A 26220-nucleotide genomic window follows, 5' to 3' on the forward strand; every position below is an offset into this window, starting at 1 on the left:
CGGCCGGTTCGCCGCACCCGGGACTGTAGCCGGCCTGAAAGGATCGATGATGATTGACAAGGTTGTTGCAAGCGCCGACGAGGCTGTGGCGGACATTCCGGACGGCTCTTCGCTGGCTGTGGGCGGGTTTGGCCTCTGCGGCATACCAGTCACCCTCATCGATGCCCTTCACCGGGCCGGCACGTCCGGGCTGGAAACCGTCAGCAACAACTGCGGGGTGGACGACTGGGGGCTGGGCATCCTGCTCCGCGACGGCAGGATCCGGCGCACCATCAGCTCCTACGTGGGCGAGAACAAGGAGTTCGCCCGCCAGTACCTCGCCGGCGAACTGGAAGTGGTGCTGACCCCGCAGGGCACCCTGGCCGAGAAGCTCCGGGCCGGCGGCGCGGGCATCCCGGCCTTCTACACCAAGGCGGGCGTGGGCACCCAGGTGTCCGACGGCGGCCTGCCGCAGAAATACGACGCCGACGGCGGCATTGCGGTCGCCTCAGCACCCAAGGAGGTCCGCCCGTTCGGCGGCGTGGACTACGTGCTGGAGGAAGCCCTGACACCGGATTTCGGTCTCGTCCACGCCTGGAAAGGCGACCGGCACGGCAACCTGGTGTTCCACGCCACGGCCATGAACTTCAACCCGCTCTGCGCCATGGCCGGAAGGATCACCATCGCCGAGGTGGAGGAACTCGTGGAGCCCGGTGAACTGGACCCCGAACACATCCACACCCCCGGCATCTTCGTGCAGCGGGTCGTCCTGGCCCCTGACGCCGAAAAACGCATCGAAAAGCGGACTGTTGCCATCAGCCGGGAGGCAGGAGCATGAACGCGCAGGAGAACAGGGTCCAGAGGGAACAGAGCACCGGTACGGATCCGAACAGCCCCGACGCGCCGCGGCCCGAAGCCGTCCGCCACGAGTACCGCCGCTCGGCTTCCCAGCCGCACGCTGGAGCCGGTTCCACGGCACCGGCGGACAGCAAGGGCTGGACGCGCAATGAGCTGGCGGCCCGGGTGGCCAAGGAGCTCCGTAACGGCCAATACGTGAACCTCGGGATCGGCATGCCCACGCTGATTCCCAACTACATTCCGGACGGCGTGGAAGTGGTGCTCCACTCGGAAAACGGCATCCTGGGCGTCGGACCCTACCCGGCAGAAGACGCCATCGATCCGGACCTGATCAACGCCGGCAAGGAGACCGTCACGGTCAACAAGGGGGCTGCGTTCTTCGATTCGGCGGCGTCCTTCGGCATGATCCGCGGCGGGCATGTGGATGTCGCCGTCCTGGGTGCCATGGAGGTAGCGGCCAACGGGGACCTCGCCAACTGGATGATCCCGGGCAAGATGGTCAAGGGCATGGGCGGTGCCATGGACCTGGTGTTCGGGGCCAAACGGGTGATTGTGATGATGGAACACGTGGACCGGAACGGCAACCCCAAGATCGTCCAGCAGTGTTCGCTGCCGCTGACAGGCAAGGGCTGCGTGGACCGGATCATCACTGACCTGGCCGTCATCGACGTGGTCCGCGACGACTCCGGTTCCCGGCTGGTCCTGCAGGAGCTGGCGCCGAACGTTTCCGTGGAGGATGTCATCGCCGCCACCGGCGCGGAACTTTTCGAGGAAGACCGGGAACTGACGGTATGACGGCGGAGGATCCCCGGGTTATTGAACAGCGCGGGCTGTACTACGACGAACTCGAAGAGGGAGTGGTGTACGCCCACCGGCCCGGCCGGACCGTGACCGAAGCGGACAACGTCCTGTTCACCACCCTCACCATGAACACCCAGGCCCTCCACCTCGACGCCGCCTGGAGTGCCACCCAACCGTTCGGCCAGCGCCTGGTCAACTCAATGTTCACGCTGGCCACCCTGGTGGGCCAGTCCGTCACCCAGCTGACCCAGGGGACCATCATCGCGCAGCTGGGCCTGACCGACGTGTCCTTCCCGCACCCGCTCTACCACGGGGACACGCTCTATACGGAGACCGTTATCAGCGGCAAGCGGCCTTCGGGCTCCCGGCCGGGGCAGGGAATCGTCACCATGGAACACACCGGCCGGAACCAGGACGGTACCGTGGTGGCCCTGGCCACCCGCAGCTGCCTGATGTGGACCCGTGCCGCGCACGCCGAAGCGCAGCACGGAAAATAAGCCCGGCACGAAAAAATCATCGGAGAATGGCTGTATGACCTTTGCGATGGGCCCCGCCCTCCTCTTCTGCCCCGCCGACCGTCCCGAGCGGTACCGGAAAGCCGCCGCCCGCGCTGACGCCGTCATCCTTGACCTCGAGGACGCGGTGGCGCCGGCGGACAAGCAGCGCGCCCGCGGCGCCATCCTTGCCCAGGTGGGTTCCGCAGGGGAGGAACCCGAGCTTGATCCCAGCCGCACCATTGTCAGGATCAACCCCGCGGGCACCGAAGAGTTCGAAAAAGACCTCCACTGCCTGGCGCACACGCCCTACCGGACGGTGATGCTGGCCAAAGCCGAAAGCGCGGACCAGCTCAAGGCGCTGGCGGGCTACCAGGTGGTGGCCCTGTGTGAAACGGCACTGGGCGTCCTGAACGCTCCCGCCATTGCCGCTGCCCCCAACGTCGTGGCGCTGATGTGGGGTGCCGAGGACCTGCTCGCCACCCTGGGCGGCACCTCCAGCAGGACGGACGACGGCGGCTACCGGGCCGTCGCCCTCCACGCGCGGTCAACGGTCCTGGTGGCTGCCCGGGCCTTCGGGAAGCACGCGGTTGACGCGGTGTTCGTCAACATCCCGGACACTGACGGCCTGGCCGCCGAAGCTGCCGACGCCGTCGCGTCCGGATTCAGCTCCAAAGCCTGCATCCACCCCACGCAGGCCGCCGTGGTGCGGGAAGCCTTCGCGCCGTCCGACGCCGATGTCGCCGCTGCCGCAGAGCTGCTGGACGCTGCCGCGGAGGCCGGCTCGGGCGTCTTCCAGTATCACGGGAAAATGATCGACGGGCCCATCCTCAAGCACGCCGAATCCATCCTCCGGCGGGCCGGCCAAAAGACCTGACGGTCCGCTGCCTCCTTGCGTCCTTGCGTCCTGCGAACTGGCAGGCCAGTTGCGTTGCTAGCCCTGCCGTCCCTGCGGGCGCCGCAATGACACGGGCGGGATCGGCTCGGAAAGAAACGTTCGCATCCAACGGTTCCCGGACGCGCGGAACTCCGCCCGGGTGGCGAACCGGTAGTGGTACCGGCGGACGCGCACCCAGCGCGGCGCCCCGCCGTCGAACGGGTCATACCGGAGCAGCCGCAGGGTGGTCCGGTCCGCCTCCAGCAGCTTGCCGAGGAAGGCATGGAACCATTCCTCGTGCACGGTCCGCAGCGGCAGGAACCACATCAGCCAGTCCAGCCGCAGGTGGTACGGTGCCCACTGGCGCGGTATCCGGCGCAGGTCCCCGGGCTTGCCCTTGAACCCGTACTCACGCCAGTCGGCGGAGTCGTCCGGGTCATCGTCGAAGGTCCCGGCCACCACGATCTCGACGCGTTCCCGGGTCACCGTTCCGAAGGCACCATAGGCGTTGACCAGCTGCCAGCGGTTGAAGCTGGCGTTCATCAACTGCCGTCGCGAGAAAAGGTTGCGCAGCGGCTGATAGCTCAAGGCAAGCAGCAGGGCGGTGGCCGCCAGCGTGACGGCCAGCCACCACAGCGGCGTTTCACGGCCGGCCTCCCCGTGCCAGTCCAGCGGGATCACCGGCAGGACCGCGTGCGCCACGGGGTCACTGACGGCGGCGAACGCCAGCACAATGGCGATCCAGTTCAGCCAGGCGAAGTTCCCGGACGCCACCAGCCAGAGCTGGGTGGCAATGATGACGGCCGCTGCCGCGCTGGCAACGGGCTGGGGTGCGAACAGGAGGAACGGCACCACCAGCTGGGCGAAGTGGTTGCCCACCACTTCCATCCGGTGGAGCGGCTTGGGCAGCAGGTGCGCCTGCCGGCTGAGCGGCCCCGGCATGGGCTGGGTTTCATGGTGGTAGTAGAGGGCAGTGAGGTCCCGCCACTCGCGGCCGCCACGGATCTTGATCATCCCCGCACCGAATTCGAGCCGGAACACCAGCCACGCCACCAGGATCAGGATGGTGCGCGGCGGATCGGTCTGGTCCGAACCCAGGAAGGCCACGGTGAAGCCGGCCTCCAGCAGCAGCATCTCCCAGCCGAAGCCGTAGAAGGTCTGTCCCACGTTCACGATCGACATGTACAGCAGCCACAGGGCCAGGAAAGCGATCAGCGGCACCCACGGCGGTCCCAGCTGCGGAATGCCGGCTACCAGGAGGGCCGAGACCACCAGCCCTGTTGCACAGACGCCCCGCAGCAGGCCGTCCGAATAGCGCCAACGGAACAGCGTGGGCCGGCGCAGCCGGCTGAAGCCGGACAGGTAGTCGGGCACCGGAAGCAGCCCGCGCTCACCCAGCAGCGCCGGGAACTGGTTGAGCGAGGACAGGAACGCCACGAAGAACAGCGCGGCCACTCCCCGCTGCAGCACCTGCCGGGCGAACTCGTAGTCCGCCGCATCGAACCAGGAAAGCCAGTCCACGAAATCCACGTTACGCCCGGCCGCGGCGGGGTCAAGGCGTGCACGCCGCGGCGCACCGGACCGCATTGGTGCGGGATACTTAACCCATGCAGCCACGCAGAATCGCCATCCTCGGATCCACCGGTTCCATCGGCACCCAGGCGATTGACGTCGTCGACGGCGCCCCGCATCGTTTCGAGGTCGTGGCACTGAGCGCCGGGGGCGGCAACCTCAAGCTCCTGGCCCGGCAGGCCGTCCACACGGGTGCGGCGGCCGTCGGTATCGCCGCCGGGGACGCCCGCGAGCTTGCCGTGCTGATTGACGAAGCAGCCGCCGCAGCGGGCCGCTCCGGCTACCGCCCGGAGATCATCGCCGGACCGGATGCCTCCACGCGCATCGCAGAGATTAATGCGGATGTGGTGCTCAACGGCATCACCGGGTCCATCGGCCTTGCACCCACCCTTGCCGCGCTGAAGTCCGGAGCCACACTGGCGCTGGCCAACAAGGAATCGCTGATCGTCGGCGGCTCGCTGGTGAAGGCAGCCGCGCGCGACGGGCAGATCGTTCCCGTGGACTCCGAACACTCCGCCATCGCCCAATGCCTGCGCTCGGGCAGCGCAGCGGAAGTGGACAAGCTGGTCCTTACCGCCTCCGGCGGGCCCTTCCGCGGCCGGAGCCGGGAAGAACTGCACGGGGTCACCCCACAGGAAGCCCTCGCCCACCCCACCTGGGACATGGGGCTGATGGTCACCACCAACTCCGCCACCCTGGTCAACAAGGGGCTCGAAGTCATCGAAGCCCACCTGCTGTTCGACATTCCGCTGGACCGGATCGACGTGGTGGTCCATCCCCAGTCCGTGGTGCACTCCATGGTGCAGTTCGTGGACGGCTCCACCATTGCGCAGGCCTCCCCGCCGGACATGCGGCTGCCCATCGCGCTGGGGATGGGGTGGCCGGACCGGGTACCCAACGCGGCCACGCCGTGCGACTGGACCAAGGCCGCCACCTGGACCTTCGAGCCGCTCGACGCAGCAGCCTTTCCCGCCGTGGACCTTGCCAAGGACGCGGCGAAGCAGGGGAGCACCTTCCCCGCGGTCTTCAACGCCGCCAACGAGGAAGCCGTCACGGCCTTCCACGCGGGGCGGATCCGCTTCACGGACATCGTGGACACCGTGGATGCGGTCCTCAGCGAACACACAGGTTCCTCCCGGCTGACGGTGGAATCCGTGCTGGATGCTGAGAGCTGGGCACGGGCCCGCGCACACGAACGTTTAGCAGTCAGCAGTCTCTAGGGAAGCAGCAGCACCTCCATGACCCCCGTTCTTCTTTTCATCCTCGGCGTCGTCTTCGTAGCCATTGGTATCGCCGCGTCCATCGCGCTGCACGAAGTGGGACACCTGGTACCCGCCAAGCTCTTCAAGGTGCGCGTCACCAAGTACATGATCGGTTTCGGTCCCACCCTGTGGTCCAGGCGGAAGGGCGAAACCGAATACGGCGTGAAAGCCATCCCGCTGGGCGGCTACGTGTCCATGATCGGCATGTACCCGCCCAACAAGGAGGACGGTTCCGTCCGGCCCTCCAGCACCGGGATGTTCCAGACGCTGGCCACCGAGGCACGCTCCATGGCGCATGAGGAAGTGGGGCCCGGGGACGAAAAACGCGTCTTCTACCGCCTTCCGGTGTGGAAGAAAGTCATCGTCATGCTGGGCGGGCCAGCCATGAACATGATCCTCGGCGTCCTCCTCATGGCAATCCTCCTCATGGGCTTCGGCACGGCCACGGCAACCACCACCATCTCCGATGTCTCGAAATGCCAGGTTGCCGCCGGCGAAACCGTGGACCCGGATTCTGCTGACTGCCAGCTCACCCCGGCGGCCGCGGCCGGGCTCCAGCCCAACGACACCGTCACGTCCTTCGACGGAAAGCAAGTCACCAGCTGGGACCAGCTGACCGAATGGATCCGGGCCTCTGCAGGCCGGGAAGTGGCCATCACGGTTGAGCGCGGCGGGTCTTCGGTGTCCACCACTGTCACCCCCGTCCTCTCCGCCCGGCCCATCATCGGCGTCGACGGCCGGCAGGAAACCGACGCGTCCGGCACCCTGCGCTACCAGGACGTGGGCTTCCTCGGCATCGGGTCGCAGACCGAACTGGTGCCGCAGCCGGTGTCGTCCGTCCTGCCCATGGCGGGGGAGAACATCAAGCAGGTGGCAGGAGTGATCTTCAACCTCCCGGCCCGCGTGGTGGGCGTGGCGAAGGCCGCCTTCAGCGAGGAACCACGCGATCCCAACGGACCCATCAGCGTGGTGGGCGTGGGGCGGGTAGCCGGCGAGGTAGCTGCCATGGAAGAGATCCCGGTGCAGTCCCGTGTGGCCATCCTGGTGGGGCTGCTGGCCGGACTGAACTTCGCCCTGGCTGTCTTCAACCTGGTTCCGCTGCTGCCGCTCGATGGCGGCCATGTGGCCGGCGCGCTGTACGAGGGCGCACGGCGCCAGGTGGCGAAACTCTTCGGGAAGCCGGACCCCGGCGCCTTCGACATCGCCAAGCTGCTCCCGGTGACGTACGTGGTGGCCGCCCTGCTGATGGGCATGAGTGCGCTGCTGATCTACGCCGACATCGTCAAACCCGTGAACCTCTTCGGCTGACCGGCACCCATCAAAGAGGTCCTGTAGCTTCCAACGGCTGAATGCTGATAATCAGCTAAATGTAGCTGATATTAAATAATCAGCTGTTTATGATTGATTATTGAGTATCACCCGCATACGGTTGAGGCATGTACGTATTGACCATCGACCAGCGCGGCAGCACCTCCGACGTTGACCGCGTGCCCCACCTGATCGAGGAACTGCACAGCCTCACCGGTGCGCGCTTCGAACGCTCCGTCGGCGACGAACTCCAGGGCACAGTGGGCGACGCCCGGGACGTGGTGGACATTGCCCTGCACGCCTTGCGGAGCGGGCACTGGTACGTCGGTATTGGCATCGGTGACGTCCGCCTCGAGCCTGGCCGGAGCCCGCGCGAAGGGACCGGAAGCGGCTTCGTGGCGGCCCGCGCCGCAGTGGAAATCGCCAAGGGCGCGGCCGGCCATGTTCCGTTGTCGGTGGTGGCGGGCACCATGGACAGTGTCAAAGGCGCACCCCGGAATTCCCGGGAAGGGCCCACCGGCACAAACAACGGAGCCACTGCTGGAACGAACGCCGAACCGACTGCCGCAACCGATGCAGCGAGTGCAGCCATGAACGCCGCAGCCAATGCCCAGGCCGTCCTGCGCCTCATAGGACGCCTGGTCCAACAGCGGACGGAAGCGCAGTGGCGGGTGGTTGACCGGCTGCGGGCAGCGGGCGGAGGGGGCAGGCATGGCAGCCAGAAGCCCGTGGCCCGGGAACTGGGAATTACGGAGCAGTCGGTGAGCCGCGCCGTCCTTCGTTCCGGGTGGCAGGAAGAATGGGCTGCCAGGCCGGCAGCAGCAATGCTCCTGGATTACGCCCTTGCCCATACCAAAGGAGACCGGTGACCGCATTGTGGATCGCTGCCGCACTGCTGGCGGCAGGATTTGGCGGCTGGCCCGTCACCGCCCTCGTCTTCCGGCTGGCCCGGACGATCGACGACAAGGCGGACGCAGCAACCAAGGCACGTGACACTGCAGAGGATCCCGCGGCCGACGTCACGGTGGACGTCCCGGCCCCGGACAACACCGGCCAGGCTGTCAACGGTGAGCTGACGGCGCATACCGGCCAGCCGGCGTCGGACGTTCCCGCCGCACCCGTCCAGCGGATCCTCCGCGGCGGTGCCATCATCGGGGTCCTCGAGCGACTCGGCGTCTGCCTGGCCATCCTCGCGGGCCAGCCCGTTGCCATCGCGTACATCGTCGCCATCAAGGGACTGGGCCGGTTCGCCGAACTCAAGGAAACCCCCGTGGCCGCCGAGCGGTTCATCATCGGCACCCTGGCGTCCATGCTGTGGGCCGCCGGGATAGCGGCCGCCGTGAAGGTGATTTTCCTGGCCTAGGCCGGCGGAGCGATAGGGTAGCGCTATGACAGTTTTTGCCGTTGAGTACGTTTACGCCGCCGATTCCACCGAAGCCCGAAACGAGGCACGGCCCGCCCACCGCGAATGGACCGGCGGCCTGGCCGAGGACGGCGTGATCCTTGCCAGCGGACCCTATGGAGACGGCGCCGGCGCGCTGCTGATCTTCAAAGCTGACAACGAGGCATCCCTGAACTCGGTCCTCAAGCAGGATCCGTTCGCCGCTGCCGGGGTTATTGCCGGTATCCGCGTCACCGAATGGTCACCCGTGACCGGCATGCTCGCCGGCCTCGCAGCCTAAGCCGTTTCCCCTTCACCTCTAGGAGTCCACGTGACCTCGGTCAGCCTGGGAATGCCCGCAGCACCGCCGCCCGTCCTTGCCCCGCGCCGCAAGACGCGCCAGATCAAAGTCGGTTCGGTGGGAGTCGGCTCGGATTCCCCCATCAGCGTGCAGTCGATGACCACCACGCCCACCACCGACATCAACGCCACACTGCAGCAGATCGCGGAACTGACCGCCTCTGGCTGCGACATTGTGCGCGTTGCATGCCCGTCGGCCGATGATGCCGAAGCATTGCCCATCATTGCCCGCAAGTCCCAGATTCCGGTCATCGCGGACATCCACTTCCAGCCCAAGTACGTCTTCGCTGCCATCGAAGCCGGCTGCGCGGCCGTCCGGGTCAACCCCGGCAACATCCGCAAGTTCGATGACCAGGTGAAGGAAATTGCCGCGGCCGCCCGGGACCACGGAACTTCCATCCGCATCGGCGTCAACGCCGGCTCGCTGGAACCGGGAATCCTCAAGAAGTACGGCAAGGCTACCCCCGAGGCCCTGGTTGAATCCGCCGTCTGGGAAGCCTCCCTGTTCGAAGAGCACGGCTTCCACGACTTCAAGATCTCGGTCAAGCACAACGACCCCGTGATCATGGTGGCCGCCTACGAGATGCTCGCCGAAAAAGGCGACTGGCCCCTCCACCTCGGCGTAACCGAGGCCGGTCCGGCATTCCAGGGAACCATCAAGTCCGCCACCGCCTTCGGCGCACTGCTCTCCCGTGGCATCGGCGACACCATCCGTGTCTCCCTCTCCGCCCCGCCCGTTGAGGAAATCAAGGTTGGCAACCAGATCCTGCAGTCGCTGAACCTGCGGCCGCGGAAGCTCGAAATCGTGTCCTGCCCGTCCTGTGGACGCGCGCAGGTGGACGTCTACACGCTCGCGGAGCAGGTCACAGCCGGCCTGGAAGGCATGGAGATCCCGCTGCGCGTCGCCGTGATGGGCTGCGTGGTCAACGGGCCCGGCGAAGCACGCGAAGCCGACCTCGGCGTCGCTTCCGGCAACGGCAAGGGACAGATCTTTGTGAAGGGTGAAGTCATCAAGACTGTGCCGGAGAGCCAGATTGTTGAGACACTGATCGAAGAGGCCATGCGTATCGCGGAAGAGATGGGGGAGGCCGATGGCGAAGATGCTGTCAAAGGTGGCCCCGTGGTTAGCGTCTCGTAAGGACGAGCCGGACCCGCCGGGGATATCCGTCCGCACCCTGGACGGCGGCGACACCGCCGCGCTCAGGCACCTGGCTGAGCAGGACCGTGTGGCCAACGTGTTCATCCTCGCGCATTTACGCACTGCCGGTACCGCCGCTCCCACCAGCGGCGGTGCCGGCATCGTCGGAGTTTTCGACGACGGCACGCTGGTAGGTGCCTGCTGGGCGGGCGCCAACCTGGTCCCCATCCAGCTCGACCCGGCCTTCGCGCCGCTGGTGGCCGAAGCCGCCAACCGCTCCGGCCGGCGCTACGCGTCCGCTTTCGGGCCCGCTGATGCGGTGCTGGCCCTTCACGGGGAACTTGCTGAACTGGGCCACCGCGCCCACGAAATCCGCCCGGACCAGCCCCTGATGGTGATCGACGGGCCGGCCGACGTTCCACCCAACCCTGGATTGGGGCTGGGTGACCTGGCAGACTTCGAGCGCATCCTGCCCGCCTGCGCCGCCATGTTCGAAGAAGAAGTGGGCTACTCGCCGTTCCTGGGCGGCCGGGAGTTCTACAGCCGCCGGGTCGAAGGCCTGATCCGGCAGGGCTATTCGCTGGTCCACCTCAACGAAGCCAAGGAAGTGGTCTTCAAAGCCGAACTCGGCGCCGTCACCGCCGAGGTCACCCAGGTCCAGGGGGTCTGGATGAATCCGCAGTACCGCGGGAAGGGGCTGAGCTCCGGCTACATGTCCGCCGTCGTGGAGCAGGCGCAGAAGATCGCGCCGCTGACCAGCCTTTACGTCAACGGCTTCAACGTCAGGGCCAGATCCACCTATGAACGTGTCGGCTTCCGCCAGGTGGGCACGTTCGCTACAGTTCTCTTCTAGCGGCCCGACGCAGGGCAGCATTTGGACTTGGGGGAAAATTGAAGAATTCTGTGCTGGGTACGTTCGCGGTGTCTGCGGTTCTGGTTATCGGTGTTTCAGCCTGCGGGGGCACCTCGGCGCCCGGGGGAGACGCTGCGTCGGCGGGGAGCTCCGCGTCAGCCGGAACATCGGCGGAAACCGCCACTCCCTCGCCCACCCCCACACCGGACAAGGTGTACACCAGCGAGGAGCTGGCCGGAGTTGTCCGCGAGGTGCGGGACTCGGCAGACCGCCGGCTGACACCGGTCCCCAGTGACCAGTTGGCCAGCACGTTGCAGCAGTCCAAGGACATGATGTCCTCCATCGAGGTTGAGCCGGCCGCATGCAAGGAACTGGCGGCCTCCGGCCAGGTACCGTCCCTGGACGGAGCGGCAATTGCCATGGGCCTCAGCACGGACGCCTCCTCCGGTATGGTCACCGCCCTTTCCTTGATGTCGGGGCTGGACCAGGCCGCTCTGGCGAAGGTTTCCGACCCCTCTGAGCAGCTGGAGAAGTGCTCGAACATGGTCATGACGGTGGCGGGCGTCAAGGTGGCGGTTGCCATCACCCGCATCGACGGCGTCAGCGGGGTTGCGGAAACCACCGCGTTCCGCACCGAAACGACGCTGCCCAACGGGCAGGTCCAGTCGGTGACCACCGCCCAGGCTGTCCACCACGGCGTGGTGCTGACCGCCGTCGCATCCGGCGGAACAGACGGTGCGGGTGCCCAGGAACAGGCAGGTTCGCTCCTGGATTCTGCGGCAGCCCTCATCAAGTAGCCCGCCCGCATGACGCAGGGACCCCGGTCAGGACAGCGTCCCGGTCAGGTACCGCTGCACATTCGGGGCGACTGACCGGACCACGTCTTCGGAGGCAGCGGAGGCCAGCGGCTCCAGCCGGACCACGTACCGCACCATCATCAGGCCAACCATCTGCGTAGCCACCAGGCTCCCGCGGAGGGCAACTTCATCGGCTGTCCCCGGGATGCCGGCCATCGCCCTGCTGATGATGGTGCGTGCCACCACGTCACGCAGCATTGCCGTCTTTGCCTTTGACCCCAGAGTTCCCCGCAGGAAGGCCAGCAGGCCGGGCTGGGCAGGGCCCTCCCAGAGGCGGAGCACTGCGCGGACCAGCAACTCTCCGCGTAGCCCCGGATCGGTGTCCGCGACGCCGGCAAGCACCTGCCCGGGGTCCGCGGGGAGTTCCACGCAGAGGGCAAAGAGTTCGTCCTTGCCGCTGAAGAAGTGGTGCACCATGGCGGGGTCCACTCCCGCAGCCCGCGCAACCTGGCGGAGGCTTGTTCCCTCGAATCCGTGGTCGGCGAACATCCGGCGTGCCGTTTTCAGGATGTGCTCCCGGGATGCCGTGCTGCCGCCCCGGCGTCCCCGCCGCAGGGGAGCAGTGGAGTCCCGTGCCGGCAGAGGTTCCACCCGCTCCTGCGGAGTCACGCCGTGCTCCGGCGGCGTCCTTCCATGCCCTGCCGGCGGCTTCATGCCCTGAAGCGGCGGGTCATGCGCTGCGCCTGCGCAGGGTGAGGGCGGCCAACAGCAGGACGCCGAGGACTATGGCTGCCATGATTGCGGTGTCCTGCCACAGTTGGCCCGTTGCTTCGCTGTTGGAGGCGATTTCCTGGAGTGCATCCACCGAGAACGTCAGCGGCAGCACATTGGAGATCGCTTCCAGGACACCGTTCATCCGGTCCCTCGCAACAAAAAGGCCGCAGAGCAGGATCTGGGGCACCACCACCACCGGCATGAACTGCACGGCCTGGAATTCGGTCCTCGCGAAGGCGGAACACAGCAGGCCCAGTGCCACGCCCAGGACGGCGTTGATCACCGCTATCAGCATCACCAGGCCTGGTGGGCCTTCGATGTTGAGGCCGAAGACCCAGTAGGCCACGGCGGTGGCCACCAGGGACTGCAGCGCGGCCATGATGGAGAAGGCCAGGCCGTAGCCGAAGAGCAGGTCTGCCTTGTGGACCGGCGTGGTGAGCAGCCGTTCCAGCGTGCCGGACGTGCGTTCGCGGAGCATAGTGATGGACGTGACCAGGAACATCACCACGAAGGGAAAGATCGCGAGCATCATCAGTCCCACGCGGTCGAACGTACGGGGTGCCCCCGGAGGGAGGGACTCGTTCCCGTACAGGTAATAGACCGCCGTCAGCAGGAGGGCGGGCACCACCAGGATCATGGCGATGCTCCGGTGGTCATGGCGGAGTTGCCCCAGGACCCGGCGGGTGGTGGCCAACAGCATCCAGGCATCCATTACCGCATCCTCCTGTCGTGCCATCCGGCGGAGTGTGCGCTGCGTGCCGGGATCCCGCCGTCGTGGTCTTCCTGTTCCGTGATGATGGTGAGGAACGCCTGCTCCAGGTCGTTGCTGCGCCCGCGTTCTGCCAGTTCCGAGGGCGTCAGCTGCGCCAGGAGCTTGCCCCCGCGCAGCAGCAGCAGGCTGTGGCAGTGGCTGGCTTCCTCCATGACGTGGCTGGAGACCAGGAGCGTGGTGCCGGCCTCCGCGAGGGACCGGAAACGGTTCCACAGGTCCGCCCTCAGCACGGGATCCAGGCCCACGGTGGGCTCGTCCAGGACAAGCAGTTGGGGGCGTGCCACCAGCGCGCAGGCCAGGGAAACGCGGCTGAGCTGGCCGCCGGACAGGTCCGCGGCCTTCTGCCGGGCCTGGGGCACGAGTCCGACGGCGGCAATCGCCTCCGCTACGTCGGGTTTGCCCTTGCGGTGCATGGCGCCGAAGTACCGCACGTTGGCTTCGACCGTCAGGTCCGGATAAACACTGGGCGATTGCGTCACATACCCCACCAGGTGGCGCAACATCGGATGGCCCGCGGGGCGGCCCAGCACCTGCACGGCACCGGACGCCGCCTGGACGCCCACGATGGTGCGCATCAGGGTGGTTTTGCCGCTCCCGGACGGGCCAAGCAGACCCGTGATCCGGCCGGCCGGAATGGAGAAGTCAACATTCTGGAGCACAGTGTCCCGGCCCCGCCTTACCGTCAGTCCGGAGACGGACACTGCAGCACCCGCCACGGGGTTGGAACTGTCCGGGACAGGACCGCTCCCCGCGAATCCCGGAGTGGAAGGGGACATGGCTGCCTCCGCGTGGAGCAGGCGTCGCGGGCTGAAGGCCCGAAATTCATCACCTGGTGAATTCAAGGTAAGTCCGGCTTTCCGCCCGGTCAATAGCTCTTCACGGAAGAAATTACTTGTCAACGTGCCCACCATCACATAGGTTCGATCTAGCTGCGCTGAGTGGAGTGGGCGGTCTCACCAGTCCTCACCTGTAATAAGGCGATAACGGCGTTGAGCCACGCCCGGATGCAATGACCAGCCCTATTGGGGGGCCAGGGGCTTTGCAATCGGGCGTGGCTCTACTGTTTCCAGGCGAGTGGTGCTGTGCCGGTAGATTAGTATGCAGACGAATTTGTCCGGCCCTGCTGATCCAGCACTTTTCCAGAAACGGATACCACCCGTGGTCCTTAGAATGTCCCAGCTTTTCCTGCGCACCCTGCGTGAAGATCCCGTCGATGCAGAGGTGGCCAGCCACAAACTGCTGGTCCGCGCCGGCTACATCCGCCGCGCGGCTCCCGGGATCTACACCTGGCTGCCGCTGGGACTGAGCGTACTCCGCAAGGTGGAGCAGGTCATCCGTGAGGAAATGACCGCCATCGGTGCCCAGGAAGTCCACTTCCCGGCCCTGCTGCCGCGTGAACCCTACGAGGCAACCAACCGCTGGACCGAGTACGGTCAGGGGCTGTTCCGGCTGCAGGACCGCAAGGGCGCCGACTACCTCCTGGCCCCCACGCACGAGGAGATGTTCACACTCCTCGTGAAGGACCTGTATTCCTCCTACAAGGACCTGCCCCTGAGCCTTTACCAGATCCAGAACAAGTACCGCGACGAGGCCCGTCCCCGGGCAGGCCTCCTCCGCGGCCGCGAGTTCATCATGAAGGATTCCTACTCCTTCGACGTGGACGACGCCGGCCTGGACGCCAGCTACGCGGCCCACCGGTCCGCGTACCTCAAGATCTTCGCGCGGCTCGGCCTCGAGGTTGTCCCCGTGGCAGCCACCGCCGGCGCCATGGGCGGCTCCCGGAGCGAGGAGTTCCTGTTCCCCACGGAAATCGGCGAAGACACCTTCGTCCGGTCTGCCGCAGGCTACGCAGCCAACGTCGAAGCCGTCACCACCGTGGTGCCCGAAGACATCGACTTCACGGATGCGCCTGCCGCGCAGGTCCTGGATACCCCGGACACACCCACCATTGAGACCCTGGTCAACGCATCCAACCAGATCGCGCCCCGGGCAGAGGCCGACGGCGGCGCCTGGACTGCCGCTGACACGCTGAAGAACGTTGTCCTCGCCGTCACGCTGCCCACCGGTGAACGCCAGCTGGTGGTCATCGGCCTTCCCGGCGACCGCGGCGTGGACCTGAAGCGCGTCGAGGCCAACATCGGCGCGTTCCTGCCGATGGCCGGCGAGATCGGACTCGAGCAGGCCGGCGAAGAGGACCTCAAGAAGCAGCCCCTGATCGTCAAGGGTTACCTGGGCCCCGGCCTGTCGCTGGACGCACCGCTCCTGGGCTCCGAAGGAACCACCAAGCTGCTGTACCTGGTGGATCCGCGGGTTGTCAGCGGCACCAGCTGGATCACCGGCGCCAACGAAGCCGGCAAGCACGTCTTCGGCCTCGTTGCCGGCCGCGACTTCACCTGGGACGGCGTCATCGAGTGCACCGAGGTCCGCGCTGGCGACCCCGCACCGGACGGTTCCGGCCCCCTGGAAACGGCACGGGGCATCGAGATGGGCCACATCTTCCAGCTCGGCCGCAAGTACGCCGCAGCCCTGGACCTCAAGGTGCTGGACCAGAACGGCAAGCAGGTCACGGTCACCATGGGTTCCTATGGCGTCGGCGTCACCCGCGCGGTGGCCGCCCTGGCCGAGGCCAACCACGATGCCAAGGGCCTCACCTGGCCCCGCGCCGTGGCACCTGCCGACGTCCACGTGGTCGCGGTGGGCAAGGGCGAGGACATTTTCGCCGCCGCTGAGCAGCTGTCCGAGGGCCTCGAAGCCGCCGGCCTCGACGTCATCTACGACGACCGCTTCAAGGTGTCCCCGGGCGTGAAGTTCGGTGACGCCGAACTGTTGGGCGTGCCCACCATCCTGGCCGTCGGCCGCGGGCTGGTGGACGGCGTCGTGGAGATCAAGGACCGCCGCACCGGAGAAGCCGAGAACGTCGCGGTGGACAAGGCCGTTGACTACGTGGTCAACGCCGTCCGCAACAGCTGATCCCGGGCGTGGACTTTGGTCTTGAGCACCTCCAGCTGACCACCCTCATCCTCATCGTCCTGGCCGGCTTCGGTGCCGGCTGGGTCGATGCGGTGGTGGGCGGGGGAGGGCTGATCCAGCTGCCCGCGCTGCTGCTGGTCCCGGGCATCACCCCGGTGCAGGCGCTGGCAACCAACAAACTGGGCTCTATCTTCGGGACAACCACCAGCGCGGTCACCTACTACCGCAGGGTGGGGCCGGACCTGAAGACGGCGCTGCCCATGGCGGTGATTGCCCTCGCGGGGAGCTTCGGCGGCGCGATCCTGGCGGCCAACCTGCCCGCCAGCGTCTTCAAACCGATCATCGTCGCCGCGCTGGTCGCCGTCGCGCTTTTCACGGCCCTCAAGCCCAACGTCGGGGACATTACGGCGCTGCGGCACGACGGCCACAAGCACTACGTCGTGGCCTGCCTGATCGGTGCGGTCATCGGTTTCTATGATGGCCTGATCGGTCCGGGCACCGGGTCATTCCTGGTCATCGCGCTGGTATCGGCCATGGGCTACGCGTTCCTGGAGGCCAGTGCCAAGGCCAAGATCGTAAATATGGCAACCAATGCCGGTGCCCTCATGTTCTTCCTGCCGCACGGCTCGATCCTGTGGGGACTCGGGCTGCTGCTGGGAGTTGCCAACATGGCGGGCGGCTACCTTGGCGCACGGACTGCGGTCAAGCAGGGAAGCCGGTTCGTCAGGGTGGTTTTCCTGGTGGTGGTGGCCGCCCTGATCGTCAAACTCGGGTTTGACGTGTGGCAGGAAAACTTCGCCTGACCGGCCCTGCCCCGGCATGGTCCGGACCCCGCGGTGGCACCCCTCGTCGCCGCCCGGGTCAGCGCGTAGCATGCAGGTATGTCACACGGCGACGACGCCTACGGGCCAGCCCTGGAAGCGGCGGCAAGGCACGCCACGGCCTGGCTGGACAGCCTTCCCGGCAGGCATGTGGGCCCGGCCGTCGAGGCGCATGACCTCACGGACGTGTTTGGCGGAAGCCTCCCGGACCAGGGCCTCCCTGCGGATGGCGTGGTGGACTTCCTGGCGCGGGCTGCCGAGCCCGGCCTCATGGCCATGCCCTCCGGCCGTTTCTTTGGCTGGGTCATCGGCGGAACCCTGCCCGCGGCGCTGGCCGCGGATTGGCTGGTCAGCGCCTGGGACCAGAACGCCGGGCTGCGCTACGCCACCCCGGCCATGGCCGCCATCGAGGAAGCCGCCGGGACCTGGCTTTTGGACCTGCTGGGATTGCCGGCGGCGTCCGACGTCGGGTTCGTCACCGGGGCCACGATGGCAAACTTCACCGGCATGGCCGCCGGCCGGTGGCGGCTCCTTGCCGACGCCGGCTGGGACCTGGACCGAGACGGCCTGGCGGGCGCGCCGCGGATCCGCTGCTTCGTGGGCCGTGAGCGGCACGACACCGTGGACCTGGGACTGCGCTACTTGGGGCTGGGCCAACCGGCCGTAGTCGAGGCCGACGGCCAGGGGCGGATGGTTCCTGCCGCCCTGGACGCGGCACTGGGAGCCGGCAGCGGCCCGGCGCTCGTCTGCCTGCAGGCCGGGAACCTTCATTCCGGTGCATTCGACCCCTTCTCCGAAGCCATCAGGGTTGCCAGGAAACACGGCGCCTGGGTGCACATCGACGGTGCCTTCGGACTGTGGGCCGCGGCGTCGCCGGAACTCCGCCACCTGACGGATGGATTCGACGGCGCCGATTCGTGGGGGACCGATGCCCACAAGACCCTGAACGTCCCCTACGACTGCGGCATCGCCATAGTCCGTGACGCGCCGGCCCTGCGTGCAGCCATGGGGCTGCATGCGAGCTATCTGGTGCATGACGCCGAGGGGCCGGGTGACCCGTTCGAGAAAGTGCCGGAACTGTCCCGGCGGGCCCGGGGCGTCCCGGTGTGGGCGGCGCTCAGGAGCCTGGGCAGGGACGGCGTTGCCGCACAGGTCAACGGGCTGGCCCGTGCAGCCGCACGGATCGCTGCCGGGCTGCGCGGCATCGACGGGGTGGAAGTACTCAACGATGTGCAGTTCACCCAGGTCAGCCTGGCTTTCGGCGACGACGACACCACCCGGGCCGTGACCGCCCGTATTATCGCGGACGGCAGGGTGTGGATGTCCGGCTCCCGGTGGCAGGACCGTGACATCCTTCGCGTCTCCGTCAGTAACTGGCGGACCGGTGCCGACGACATTGAAATTGCAGTGGACGCTGTCAGGTCCGCCCTCGGGGCCGTGCGGGCGCACTAGCGGCTGGCCTGCAATCCCGTGAGGGAACCGGCCGCTCAGCGGCGCGTTCCGGACCCACTGTCCTGCCCCGGTTCAGGCAGCGAACGGGCCGGCGGCAGCCCGGGAAGCGTCCGTCCCGCCAGCGTACTGGCCACCCAGAGCGACCGGGCAAGATCGCCCTGATGGTGCGGTTCGGCCGCGTACCAGAGGGCATTCGCCACCTCCCGGGCGACCGCCCACTGCCGCGCTATCTCCGGGTCCAGTCCTGCAGCGGTACTGAAGTCCGCACAACGGCGCCGCAGCGCCGCCTCCGGACCTTCCTCCGGCAGGTCGTACAGCCGATTCCACAGCAGCGGAGCCACGGCGAACTCGGCCTCGCCGATCAGCGGCTGTGGATCGATCGCAACGTACCGTCCGGAGGGCTGGGCGTTTCCGGGCCGCCCGGGGTCAGGACGGGCCAGGATGTTCAGGAAGTGCAGGTCCGCATGGACCATGACATCACGGGCGGAGCGGCGGCCCACGGCACCGCGGGTCTGGCAGACCTCCAGGGCAGCCTCGAGCAGCCACCGCGGAAAGGGCCGGCCCAGCTGGTCCCAGTCCGCGGGAAATTCATCGCTCCACTGCTCGGCGCGGGCCGCGATGTGTCCGAAGGCGCTCCACTCCGGCCGGGCGTCGGGCACCAGGCTGAGCTGCCGGACCAGCCCGCCCCACACTGCTGCCGCCTCGTCCAGCGGCACGTCGTTGAGGGAGGCGCCCGCCTCCAGCCGTTCCAGGAGCATGGAGCACGTTTGACCATCCCGCTCCAGCAGGCCCACGGCACCGCGACCGGCCCACAGGGCCAGGGCGTGGGGCTCGCCGAGGGCTTCGTCATGGGGGTAGGCAACCTTGAGGGCGGCCGGCGTGCCGTCCTCCCTCAGCACAGGCACCACCACAGCGCCATGGCCACTCCAAGGCAGGGCGCCCGGAAGGAGGCCGGACGCCAGGTTCCACTGTTCCATCCGGCCGGCAATCAGGCCGGGCAGCGAGGCAAGCCACGCCCGCCCGGAACTGCTGCGCCGGTACCTGGCGTCGAGTTCGGACGGGATGGGCACGCTCGTTGCTGGAGTCATCGGCATCAGCCTAGTGTCTGCAGGGCGGGCTAACCGCCGGCCGGCAGCGCGGGCAACATGGCGGTATCCAGGACGATGCCCGGCACCGGGCCCGGGTCGGCGCCCCAATGGGCGGTCCGGGTAACAGCGGATTCAAGCAGCGAGAGGGCCCATGCCCGGTCCGTTCCCTCGGTCAAGGCAACCAGGTCGGCGTAAACGGGCAAAGCAGCTGCCTCGAGCGTGCCCAGACCGGTGGCCGGCGCGCTGAGGAAATCTGCGTCCAGGGCGTATCCCGCCGGTTGCGGCCGGGGCAGCTGGCATGCCAGCCGGAGGCGGTTTTCAGATTCCTCCGCGGCGGCCCGGTGCTGCCGGAGGAATTCCGACGCCGGCCCGGCATCTTCCGCGGCGAGGCGCGGTATGGCTGCCTGGTAGCCGTAGGCCGCCTTCTGCTGGGCCTGCAGGACGGCCGCCAGCGCGGCCCCGGCGGTTCCCGCCCAGGGAGTTTTTCCGGCCGCACTCTCCGCGGACAGGCTGCCGCCTGCGGGCGGGCCTCCTCCCGGCGTGGAGCCCAGGGGCGCAGTGGTGGTGTCGGGCGCCGGGAACGGACAATCCGCCGGCGATGCAGTGGGGGCGGAGCCAACCAGCGGGCCGGAACCTGCGGTCGCGTCCGCCTGGTCCGTGGCAGCCCCCGTGACTGCGCCGGGCTCGCCGGCGGCTTCGGCCAGTTGCCGGGCGGCCAGCAGCTGTGCGGTCCCTGCGCCAGCGAGCAGGCGCGCCATTCCGCCGTCGGCCTCCTGGGCATCCTTGAGCCGCCGGGAACCGCTGGCGGCCAGGGCCTTGGCCAGCTCCACTTCACTGGGAGCGGCAGCAGGCGCCGGGGACGCTGACGCCGTCGGGTCGGATGTCGCGGCCGGGGCGGGCGGCGCGGACGGACTGTCCGACGGTGAAGCCGGCGAACCCGCAGGGAGGAAGGCGCGGGCCTGGAGAGTCAGCAACGTCACAACCGCCTGCGTGGGATGCCCAGCAGCGCTGTCACCTGCCGCCGTGGCGGCAAGGTCCAGCCCTGCGGCCCGAAGTGCGAGGGCGTCTTCCAGAGCGGCGGCACGGGCCAGATCGGTGAACGTCGGCGGGGCCGGAGCGGGCTGCTCGCCCGGAATGACGGCAAATCCGAGGCTGAGGACCAGCAGGGCTGCCAGTGAAATGACGGCGTACCGGGCGTAGCGCATCCGCGGTTTTCTATCCTGGCTGTCGTCTTCCACAACAGACCATGGTGTCACGGCGGAGGGGGATCCCGGTGCACCACTGGACCGGTAAAATGGCTACGCTAGTACACACCACATCATCTATAAGGGAGGCGGCCGGCATCGTGAGCAATGCAGAAGCCCAGGCTTCATCAGACCACACCGCACCGGGGAAGGCTGATTCCGCCCCGGCCCACAACCCGGAAGCCGACCGGCTCCGGGCCCTCCTTGAACCGTCCGTCCTGGCCAACCGGCTGTACCTCGAGGACATCGCCATCAACGTTGCCGGCTCCAACCGGGTGCTCCACGTCGTGGTGGACCTGCCGCAGGAAGAAACCGGCGGCGTCAGCCTCGATGTCATCGCTGACATCTCGAAGGTGCTCTCGGATGTCCTGGATAACGATCCCGGTGCCGACACCCGCCCGTACGACCTCGAAGTTTCGTCGCCCGGCGTCGGACGTCCCCTGACGGAACCGCGCCACTGGCACCGCGCCAAGGGCCGGATTGCCAGCGTCAAGGTCATCCAGGGTGAGAACATCACCGGACGCATCCAGTCGGTGGATGACGGGGGAGTCACCCTCGTGCCCGAAATCGCCGTCAAGAAGGGCATGAAGCCCAAGCAGGGCGATCCCGTAAAACTTCCTTTCGACAGGATCCGCAACGGAAAAGTCGAGATCGAATTCAGCCACCTTTCGGAAGATGGCCTGGAACCAGAACACAATGGACCTTCCGAGGAGGCCTGATGGATATTGACATGAGCGCACTGAGACTTTTGGAGCGTGAGCGTGAAATTCCGCTGGACCTCCTGATTCCCACCATCGAGCAGGCGCTGCTGGTGGCCTATCACAAGTCGCCCGGCGCCTTCGAAAAAGCCCGCGCTGAGCTTGACCGCAAGAGCGGCCACGTCACCATCTGGGCTGTTGAGATTGACGACGACGGCGCCCCGATCGGCGAATTCGAAGACACCCCGGCGGGCTTCGGCCGCATCGCTGCCAGCACCGCCCGCCAGATCATCCTGCAGCGCCTGCGCGACGTTGAGGATGACAACGTGCTGGGCGAGTTCAAGGGCCGCGAAGGCGAGCTGGTGTCCGGCACCATCCAGCAGGGCAACAACCCGCACATGATCCAGGTGAACCTCGGTTCTCTGGAAGCGCTGCTGCCGCCGCCCGAGCAGGTGCCGGGGGAGAAGTACGTTCACGGCAACAGGCTCCGTGCCCTCGTCATCGACGTCCACCGCGGCACCAAGGGTCCCTCCGTCACGCTGTCCCGCTCCCACCCGGGCCTCGTCCGCAAGCTGTTCGAACTGGAGGTCCCGGAAATCGCGGACCACTCAGTGGAGATCGTGGCGCTGGCCCGCGAAGCAGGGCACCGGACCAAGATCGCCGTAAAGGCCAACGCATCCGGCATCAACGCCAAGGGCGCCTGCATCGGTGAGATGGGTTCCCGCGTCCGCGCCGTCATGACGGAGCTCAACGACGAAAAGATCGACATCGTGGACTTCAGCGAGAACCCGGCGACGTTCATCGCCAGCGCCCTCTCGCCGTCGCGCGTGAATTCCGTCACCATCACCGATGAAGCCACCCGCTCCGCGCGGGTGGTGGTCCCCGACTACCAGCTGTCCCTGGCGATCGGCAAGGAAGGCCAAAACGCCCGCCTCGCCGCCAAGCTGACCGGTTGGCGTATCGACATCGTTTCCGACGCCGCTGCGCCGAAGGAAAACTGAAGCACTTTCAGCGCCCCGTCCCAGGTGGTCTGCCACACCGTGGCAGGCCACGGGTTCGGGTAGAACGGCCCGAAGGGGCTAGAATAGATAGGTCCGCGCCTAACGGCCGGCAGTAGTGCGCCTTCGCGTGCCCGTTCCGCAACAGCGGCACAGGACCTGCGGGGGCCGGCAGATATGAACGTCAGGACGATCACCGTGGCAGCAACACCTACCAGCGGAAATCGGCCGGAACGTACCTGCATCGGCTGCCGGAAGAAAGGTCCGCAGACTGAGTTACTCCGGCTCGTCGCCGGGGACAGCGGTTCGTCCGCTGTCCTGGTGGATGAACGACGCCGGATGGCTGGCCGGGGTGCATGGCTGCATCCCAGCGAATCGTGCCTTGCCCTGGCGCTCAAACGGCGGGCATTCGGGCGGGCCCTGCGGGGCGCGACCGAAACCGCCGACGTCGAACGCCGGATCAAGCCAGGCCCGACCGCCGCAGGCGCCCCGGTGGCTGCAGCACCAACCGTCCAACCTGAAAGCGGGTCAGAAGTCTGATGGAAACCCGATGAGTTCCCAGCGATGAGTGCGTAACGATGACAACTTTGTTGCGCTCTGCAATGGGCCCTTCCGCACCATCCGCGGCCAGGGCCCGCAGTAAGAAGTAGACGGTTCGTACCTGGCTCGGTGCGGACCGAGACAGGAGAAATGTGGCCAAGGTCCGCGTACATGAGCTCGCCAAAGAGCTCGGTATCACTTCCAAAGATGCAGTAACAAAACTGCAGGAACTGGGCGAATTCGTTCGCTCCGCCTCTTCCACCATTGAGGCCCCCGTCGTACGGAAGCTGCGTAACGCCTTCCCCGACGCCGCCAACAAGGCTGCGGCACCTGCCGCCCCCAAGGCACCCGCCCCCGCGGCAGAATCACGCCCGGCAGCTCCGGCTCCCGGCCCCGCCGCGCCCAAGGCTCCGGCCCCCAAGGTCGAGGCACCAGCCCCCGCTGCTCCGGCAGCTCCGGCAGCTTCCGCTCCGGCGGCACCCCAGGCGTCGGCTGCGGCACCCGCGGCGCCGTCCACGGGCGCCAAGCCCGGCGCGCGTCCCGGCCCCAAGGCTGAGACCCCCGCCCCGGCACCCCGCCAGGGCGGCTCCTCACAGGGTTCCTCGGCACCCCGTCCCGGCGGCCCCCGTCCGGGCAACAACCCGTTCGCCACCTCGCAGGGCATGCCCCGCGGCCGTGGCGGCGACGGCGACCGTGCACCCCGCCCGGGCAACAACCCCTTCGCAACTTCCCAGGGCATGCCCCGTCCCGGCCGCAACGACGGAGAACGCCCCGGCGGTCCCCGTCCGGCGGCAGGCGCCGGTGGCCCCCGCCCCGGTGGTCCGCGTCCCGCTGCCGGTGCAGGTGGGCCCCGTCCCGCAGCAGGTGCCGGTGGCCCCCGCCCCGGCGCACCGCGTCCCGGTGGTCCCCGTCCCACTCCGGGCATGATGCCCAACCGCACTGAGCGTCCCGCACCCGCCGGTGCAGGACGTCCGGGCGCCGGCGGACGCGGTCCGGGACGCCCCGGCGCACCCGGCACCGGTGGTCCCGGTGGCGGCGGCGGTGCTCCCGCCGGCGGTGGCTTTGGCAAGGGCGGCCGCGGTCGCGGCGGTACCCAGGGTGCCTTCGGTAAGGGCGGCGCAGGCCGCGGCAAGCAGCGCAAGTCGAAGCGCGCAAAGCGCCAGGAACTTGAGCAGATGAGCGCACCGTCGCTGGGTGGCGTGAGCGTACCCCGCGGCGATGGCACCACTGTGATCCGCCTGCGCCGTGGCTCGTCCATCACGGACTTCGCCGACAAGATCGAGGCGAACCCCGCCGCACTGGTGACCGTGCTGTTCCACCTCGGTGAAATGGCCACTGCCACCCAGTCGCTGGACGAAGACACCTTCGCGCTGCTCGGCGAAGAACTGGGCTACAAGCTCCAGGTCGTTTCCCCCGAGGACGAAGAGCGCGAACTGCTCTCCACGTTCGATATCGACGTCGAGGCCGAGCTTGAGGCCGAAGGCGACGAAGAACTCGAACCGCGTGCCCCCGTGGTTACGGTCATGGGCCACGTTGACCACGGTAAGACGCGGCTCCTGGACGCCATCCGCAACTCGGATGTCGTGGCCGGCGAACACGGTGGCATCACCCAGCACATCGGTGCCTACCAGATCAGCCACGAACACGAAGGCGTCGAGCGCGACATCACCTTCATCGACACCCCGGGCCACGAGGCGTTCACCGCCATGCGTGCCCGTGGTGCGAAGGTCACCGACATCGCCATCCTCGTGGTGGCAGCCGATGACGGTGTCATGCCGCAGACCGTTGAAGCACTCAACCACGCCCAGGCGGCCAACGTGCCGATCGTCGTGGCAGTGAACAAGATCGACAAGGAAGGCGCCAATCCTGACAAGGTCAAGGGCCAGCTGACCGAGTACGGCCTGGTTCCCGAAGAATACGGTGGCGACACCATGTTCGTTGAGGTCTCTGCCCGCCAGAACCTCAACATCAACGAACTGATCGACGCTGTGCTGCTGACCGCAGACGCCGCACTGGACCTCCGGGCCAACCCGGACAAGGCCGCCCGCGGTATCGCGATCGAAGCCAACCTGGACAAGGGCCGCGGCGCGGTTGCCACCGTCCTGGTGCAGTCCGGAACGCTGGCAGTCGGCGACACGATCGTGGCAGGCACGGCCCACGGCCGCGTCCGCGCCATGTTCGACGAAGACGGCGAAGCACTCGACGTGGCACTGCCGTCCCGCCCCGTCCAGGTCCTCGGCCTGTCGAACGTGCCGCGCGCCGGTGACACCTTCCTGGTGACCTCCGACGAGCGGACCGCCCGCCAGATCGCCGAAAAGCGTGAAGCAGCTGACCGCAACGCCCAGCTCGCCAAGCGCCGCAAGCGCATCAGCCTCGAAGACTTCGACCAGGCAGTGGCCGACGGCAAGATCGACACCCTCAACCTCATCCTCAAGGGTGACGTGTCCGGTGCCGTGGAAGCCCTCGAAGACGCCCTGCTCAAGATCGACGTCGGCGAAGGCGTGCAGCTGCGCGTCATCCACCGCGGTGTGGGTGCCATCACGCAGAACGACGTCAACCTGGCAACAGTGGACAGCGCCGTCATCATCGGCTTCAACGTCAAGCCCGCCGAGCGGGTTGCCGACCTGGCAGACCGCGAAGGCGTCGACATGCGCTTCTACTCCGTCATCTACGCAGCAATCGATGACATCGAAGCAGCGCTCAAGGGCATGCTCAAGCCGGAATACGAAGAATTCCAGCTTGGCACCGCCGAGGTCCGCGAAGTGTTCCGCTCCTCCAAGTTCGGAAACATCGCCGGCTCGATCGTCCGCTCCGGCATCATCCGCCGCAACACCAAGGCACGGATCAGCCGCGACGGCAAGATCATCGGCGACAACCTCACCATCGAGACGCTCAAGCGCTTCAAGGACGACGCCACCGAGGTCCGCACGGACTTCGAATGTGGTATCGGTCTTGGCTCGTACAACGACATCACCGAAGGTGACATCATCGAGACCTTCGAGATGCGCGAGAAGCCGCGCGTCTAAGGTTGCTTTGATGGGACGGGGCAGCCTCCGAGTTTTGGCGGCGCCCCGCCCCTACGCTGGGCGGCAAAGGATCTTGCGATCCTTTGCCGCCCAGCTCCGGTAGGCCCGATGCCACTCCCGGGCGCCCCCAAAACTCTCCGGCATCGTCGTTGGCCGC

At 67.4% G+C, this 26220-nt stretch carries 25 protein-coding genes; 19 read left to right on the forward strand and 6 right to left on the reverse strand.

Annotation, left to right across the window (positions count from 1 at the left end; all coding sequences use genetic code 11):
* Positions 1-49: 49 nt before the first annotated feature.
* From BLT71_RS08500 to BLT71_RS08515, 4 genes are read left to right on the forward strand one after another with little or no spacing between them, the layout of a single operon-like run.
* Positions 50-817 (forward strand): CoA transferase subunit A, encoded by a 768-nt coding sequence (locus BLT71_RS08500; protein ID WP_056083438.1) that lies wholly within the window; start codon positions 50-52, stop codon positions 815-817.
* Positions 814-1632 (forward strand): CoA transferase subunit B, encoded by an 819-nt coding sequence (locus BLT71_RS08505; protein ID WP_091719240.1) that lies wholly within the window; start codon positions 814-816, stop codon positions 1630-1632. The genes BLT71_RS08500 and BLT71_RS08505 overlap by 4 nt, the downstream gene beginning before the upstream one ends.
* Positions 1629-2135, forward strand: a complete 507-nt coding sequence (locus tag BLT71_RS08510) for a MaoC family dehydratase (protein ID WP_091719241.1) — start codon at positions 1629-1631, stop codon at positions 2133-2135. The genes BLT71_RS08505 and BLT71_RS08510 overlap by 4 nt, the downstream gene beginning before the upstream one ends.
* A 34-nt stretch (positions 2136-2169) precedes the next feature.
* Positions 2170-3009, forward strand: coding sequence for an HpcH/HpaI aldolase/citrate lyase family protein (locus BLT71_RS08515; protein WP_091719243.1), 840 nt, complete (start codon positions 2170-2172; stop codon positions 3007-3009).
* Positions 3010-3066: 57 nt separating this feature from the next.
* Here BLT71_RS08515 and BLT71_RS08520 read toward each other — a convergent pair whose 3' ends face one another.
* On the reverse strand, positions 3067-4530 hold the full coding sequence (locus BLT71_RS08520; RefSeq protein ID WP_091723914.1) for a lipase maturation factor family protein: 1464 nt from the start codon (positions 4528-4530) through the stop codon (positions 3067-3069).
* Positions 4531-4616: 86 nt separating this feature from the next.
* On the opposite strand from BLT71_RS08520, the gene dxr reads away from it, so the two are divergent.
* The 8 genes from dxr to BLT71_RS08560 all read left to right on the forward strand — a co-directional run bounded on the left by dxr (position 4617) and on the right by BLT71_RS08560 (position 11680).
* Positions 4617-5801 (forward strand): 1-deoxy-D-xylulose-5-phosphate reductoisomerase, encoded by a 1185-nt coding sequence (gene dxr / locus BLT71_RS08525; RefSeq protein WP_091719245.1) that lies wholly within the window; start codon positions 4617-4619, stop codon positions 5799-5801.
* Between the two features lie 18 nt (positions 5802-5819).
* Positions 5820-7151: a M50 family metallopeptidase gene (locus BLT71_RS08530; protein ID WP_091719247.1), complete on the forward strand. Its 1332-nt coding sequence runs from the start codon at positions 5820-5822 to the stop codon at positions 7149-7151.
* 128 nt (positions 7152-7279) lie between these two features.
* Positions 7280-8020, forward strand: a complete 741-nt coding sequence (locus BLT71_RS08535; protein WP_091719249.1) for a MarR family transcriptional regulator — start codon at positions 7280-7282, stop codon at positions 8018-8020.
* Positions 8017-8514, forward strand: coding sequence for a hypothetical protein (locus BLT71_RS08540; RefSeq protein WP_091719251.1), 498 nt, complete (start codon positions 8017-8019; stop codon positions 8512-8514). Before BLT71_RS08535 ends, BLT71_RS08540 begins: the two co-directional genes overlap by 4 nt.
* A gap of 25 nt (positions 8515-8539) precedes the next feature.
* Positions 8540-8833, forward strand: coding sequence for a YciI family protein (locus BLT71_RS08545; RefSeq protein ID WP_015936628.1), 294 nt, complete (start codon positions 8540-8542; stop codon positions 8831-8833).
* Positions 8834-8863: 30 nt separating this feature from the next.
* On the forward strand, positions 8864-10030 hold the full coding sequence (ispG, locus tag BLT71_RS08550) for a flavodoxin-dependent (E)-4-hydroxy-3-methylbut-2-enyl-diphosphate synthase (RefSeq protein ID WP_015936629.1): 1167 nt from the start codon (positions 8864-8866) through the stop codon (positions 10028-10030).
* Positions 9993-10883: a GNAT family N-acetyltransferase gene (locus BLT71_RS08555; RefSeq protein WP_091719253.1), complete on the forward strand. Its 891-nt coding sequence runs from the start codon at positions 9993-9995 to the stop codon at positions 10881-10883. The genes ispG and BLT71_RS08555 overlap by 38 nt, the downstream gene beginning before the upstream one ends.
* A 38-nt stretch (positions 10884-10921) precedes the next feature.
* Positions 10922-11680: a hypothetical protein gene (locus BLT71_RS08560; RefSeq protein ID WP_091719255.1), complete on the forward strand. Its 759-nt coding sequence runs from the start codon at positions 10922-10924 to the stop codon at positions 11678-11680.
* Positions 11681-11707: 27 nt separating this feature from the next.
* On the opposite strand, the gene BLT71_RS08565 is transcribed toward BLT71_RS08560, so the two are convergent.
* From BLT71_RS08565 to BLT71_RS08575, 3 genes are all read right to left on the reverse strand, one after another.
* Positions 11708-12349, reverse strand: a complete 642-nt coding sequence (locus tag BLT71_RS08565) for a TetR/AcrR family transcriptional regulator (RefSeq protein ID WP_231994479.1) — start codon at positions 12347-12349, stop codon at positions 11708-11710.
* 61 nt (positions 12350-12410) lie between these two features.
* Complete coding sequence (locus tag BLT71_RS08570) at positions 12411-13154, reverse strand: ABC transporter permease (protein WP_091723915.1); 744 nt, start codon at positions 13152-13154, stop codon at positions 12411-12413.
* 11 nt (positions 13155-13165) lie between these two features.
* Positions 13166-14002: an ABC transporter ATP-binding protein gene (locus tag BLT71_RS08575; protein WP_091719259.1), complete on the reverse strand. Its 837-nt coding sequence runs from the start codon at positions 14000-14002 to the stop codon at positions 13166-13168.
* Between the two features lie 382 nt (positions 14003-14384).
* Between BLT71_RS08575 and BLT71_RS08580 the strand changes: the two genes are divergently transcribed.
* The 3 genes from BLT71_RS08580 to BLT71_RS08590 all read left to right on the forward strand — a co-directional run bounded on the left by BLT71_RS08580 (position 14385) and on the right by BLT71_RS08590 (position 18469).
* Positions 14385-16196, forward strand: a complete 1812-nt coding sequence (locus BLT71_RS08580; protein ID WP_091719261.1) for a proline--tRNA ligase — start codon at positions 14385-14387, stop codon at positions 16194-16196.
* A gap of 8 nt (positions 16197-16204) precedes the next feature.
* On the forward strand, positions 16205-16999 hold the full coding sequence (locus tag BLT71_RS08585) for a sulfite exporter TauE/SafE family protein (protein ID WP_091719263.1): 795 nt from the start codon (positions 16205-16207) through the stop codon (positions 16997-16999).
* A 78-nt stretch (positions 17000-17077) separates the two neighbouring features.
* Positions 17078-18469: a pyridoxal phosphate-dependent decarboxylase family protein gene (locus BLT71_RS08590; RefSeq protein WP_091719265.1), complete on the forward strand. Its 1392-nt coding sequence runs from the start codon at positions 17078-17080 to the stop codon at positions 18467-18469.
* Between the two features lie 35 nt (positions 18470-18504).
* Here BLT71_RS08590 and BLT71_RS08595 read toward each other — a convergent pair whose 3' ends face one another.
* Together BLT71_RS08595 and BLT71_RS08600 are read right to left on the reverse strand one after the other, a co-directional pair.
* Positions 18505-19557 carry an aminoglycoside phosphotransferase family protein gene (locus BLT71_RS08595; protein WP_091719267.1) on the reverse strand — a complete coding sequence of 351 codons (1053 nt, stop codon included), beginning with the start codon at positions 19555-19557 and terminating at the stop codon, positions 18505-18507.
* A gap of 29 nt (positions 19558-19586) precedes the next feature.
* Entirely contained in the window at positions 19587-20795 is a 1209-nt protein-coding gene (locus tag BLT71_RS08600; protein WP_231994480.1) for a DUF4439 domain-containing protein, read from the reverse strand.
* A gap of 107 nt (positions 20796-20902) precedes the next feature.
* On the opposite strand from BLT71_RS08600, the gene BLT71_RS08605 reads away from it, so the two are divergent.
* From BLT71_RS08605 to infB, 4 genes are all read left to right on the forward strand, one after another.
* A complete protein-coding gene (locus tag BLT71_RS08605; RefSeq protein WP_091719271.1) occupies positions 20903-21520 on the forward strand; it encodes a ribosome maturation factor RimP in 618 nt (205 codons plus the stop codon).
* Positions 21520-22500, forward strand: coding sequence for a transcription termination factor NusA (nusA, locus tag BLT71_RS08610; protein WP_091719273.1), 981 nt, complete (start codon positions 21520-21522; stop codon positions 22498-22500). Before BLT71_RS08605 ends, nusA begins: the two co-directional genes overlap by 1 nt.
* Before the next feature lie 174 nt (positions 22501-22674).
* Entirely contained in the window at positions 22675-23037 is a 363-nt protein-coding gene (locus BLT71_RS08615) for a YlxR family protein (protein WP_091719275.1), read from the forward strand.
* A gap of 152 nt (positions 23038-23189) precedes the next feature.
* Positions 23190-26063 (forward strand): translation initiation factor IF-2, encoded by a 2874-nt coding sequence (infB, locus tag BLT71_RS08620; protein ID WP_091719277.1) that lies wholly within the window; start codon positions 23190-23192, stop codon positions 26061-26063.
* Positions 26064-26220 lie beyond the last annotated feature (157 nt).

The sequence above is a fragment of the Pseudarthrobacter equi genome (assembly GCF_900105535.1).
In the GTDB taxonomy this organism is placed as follows: domain Bacteria; phylum Actinomycetota; class Actinomycetes; order Actinomycetales; family Micrococcaceae; genus Arthrobacter; species Arthrobacter equi.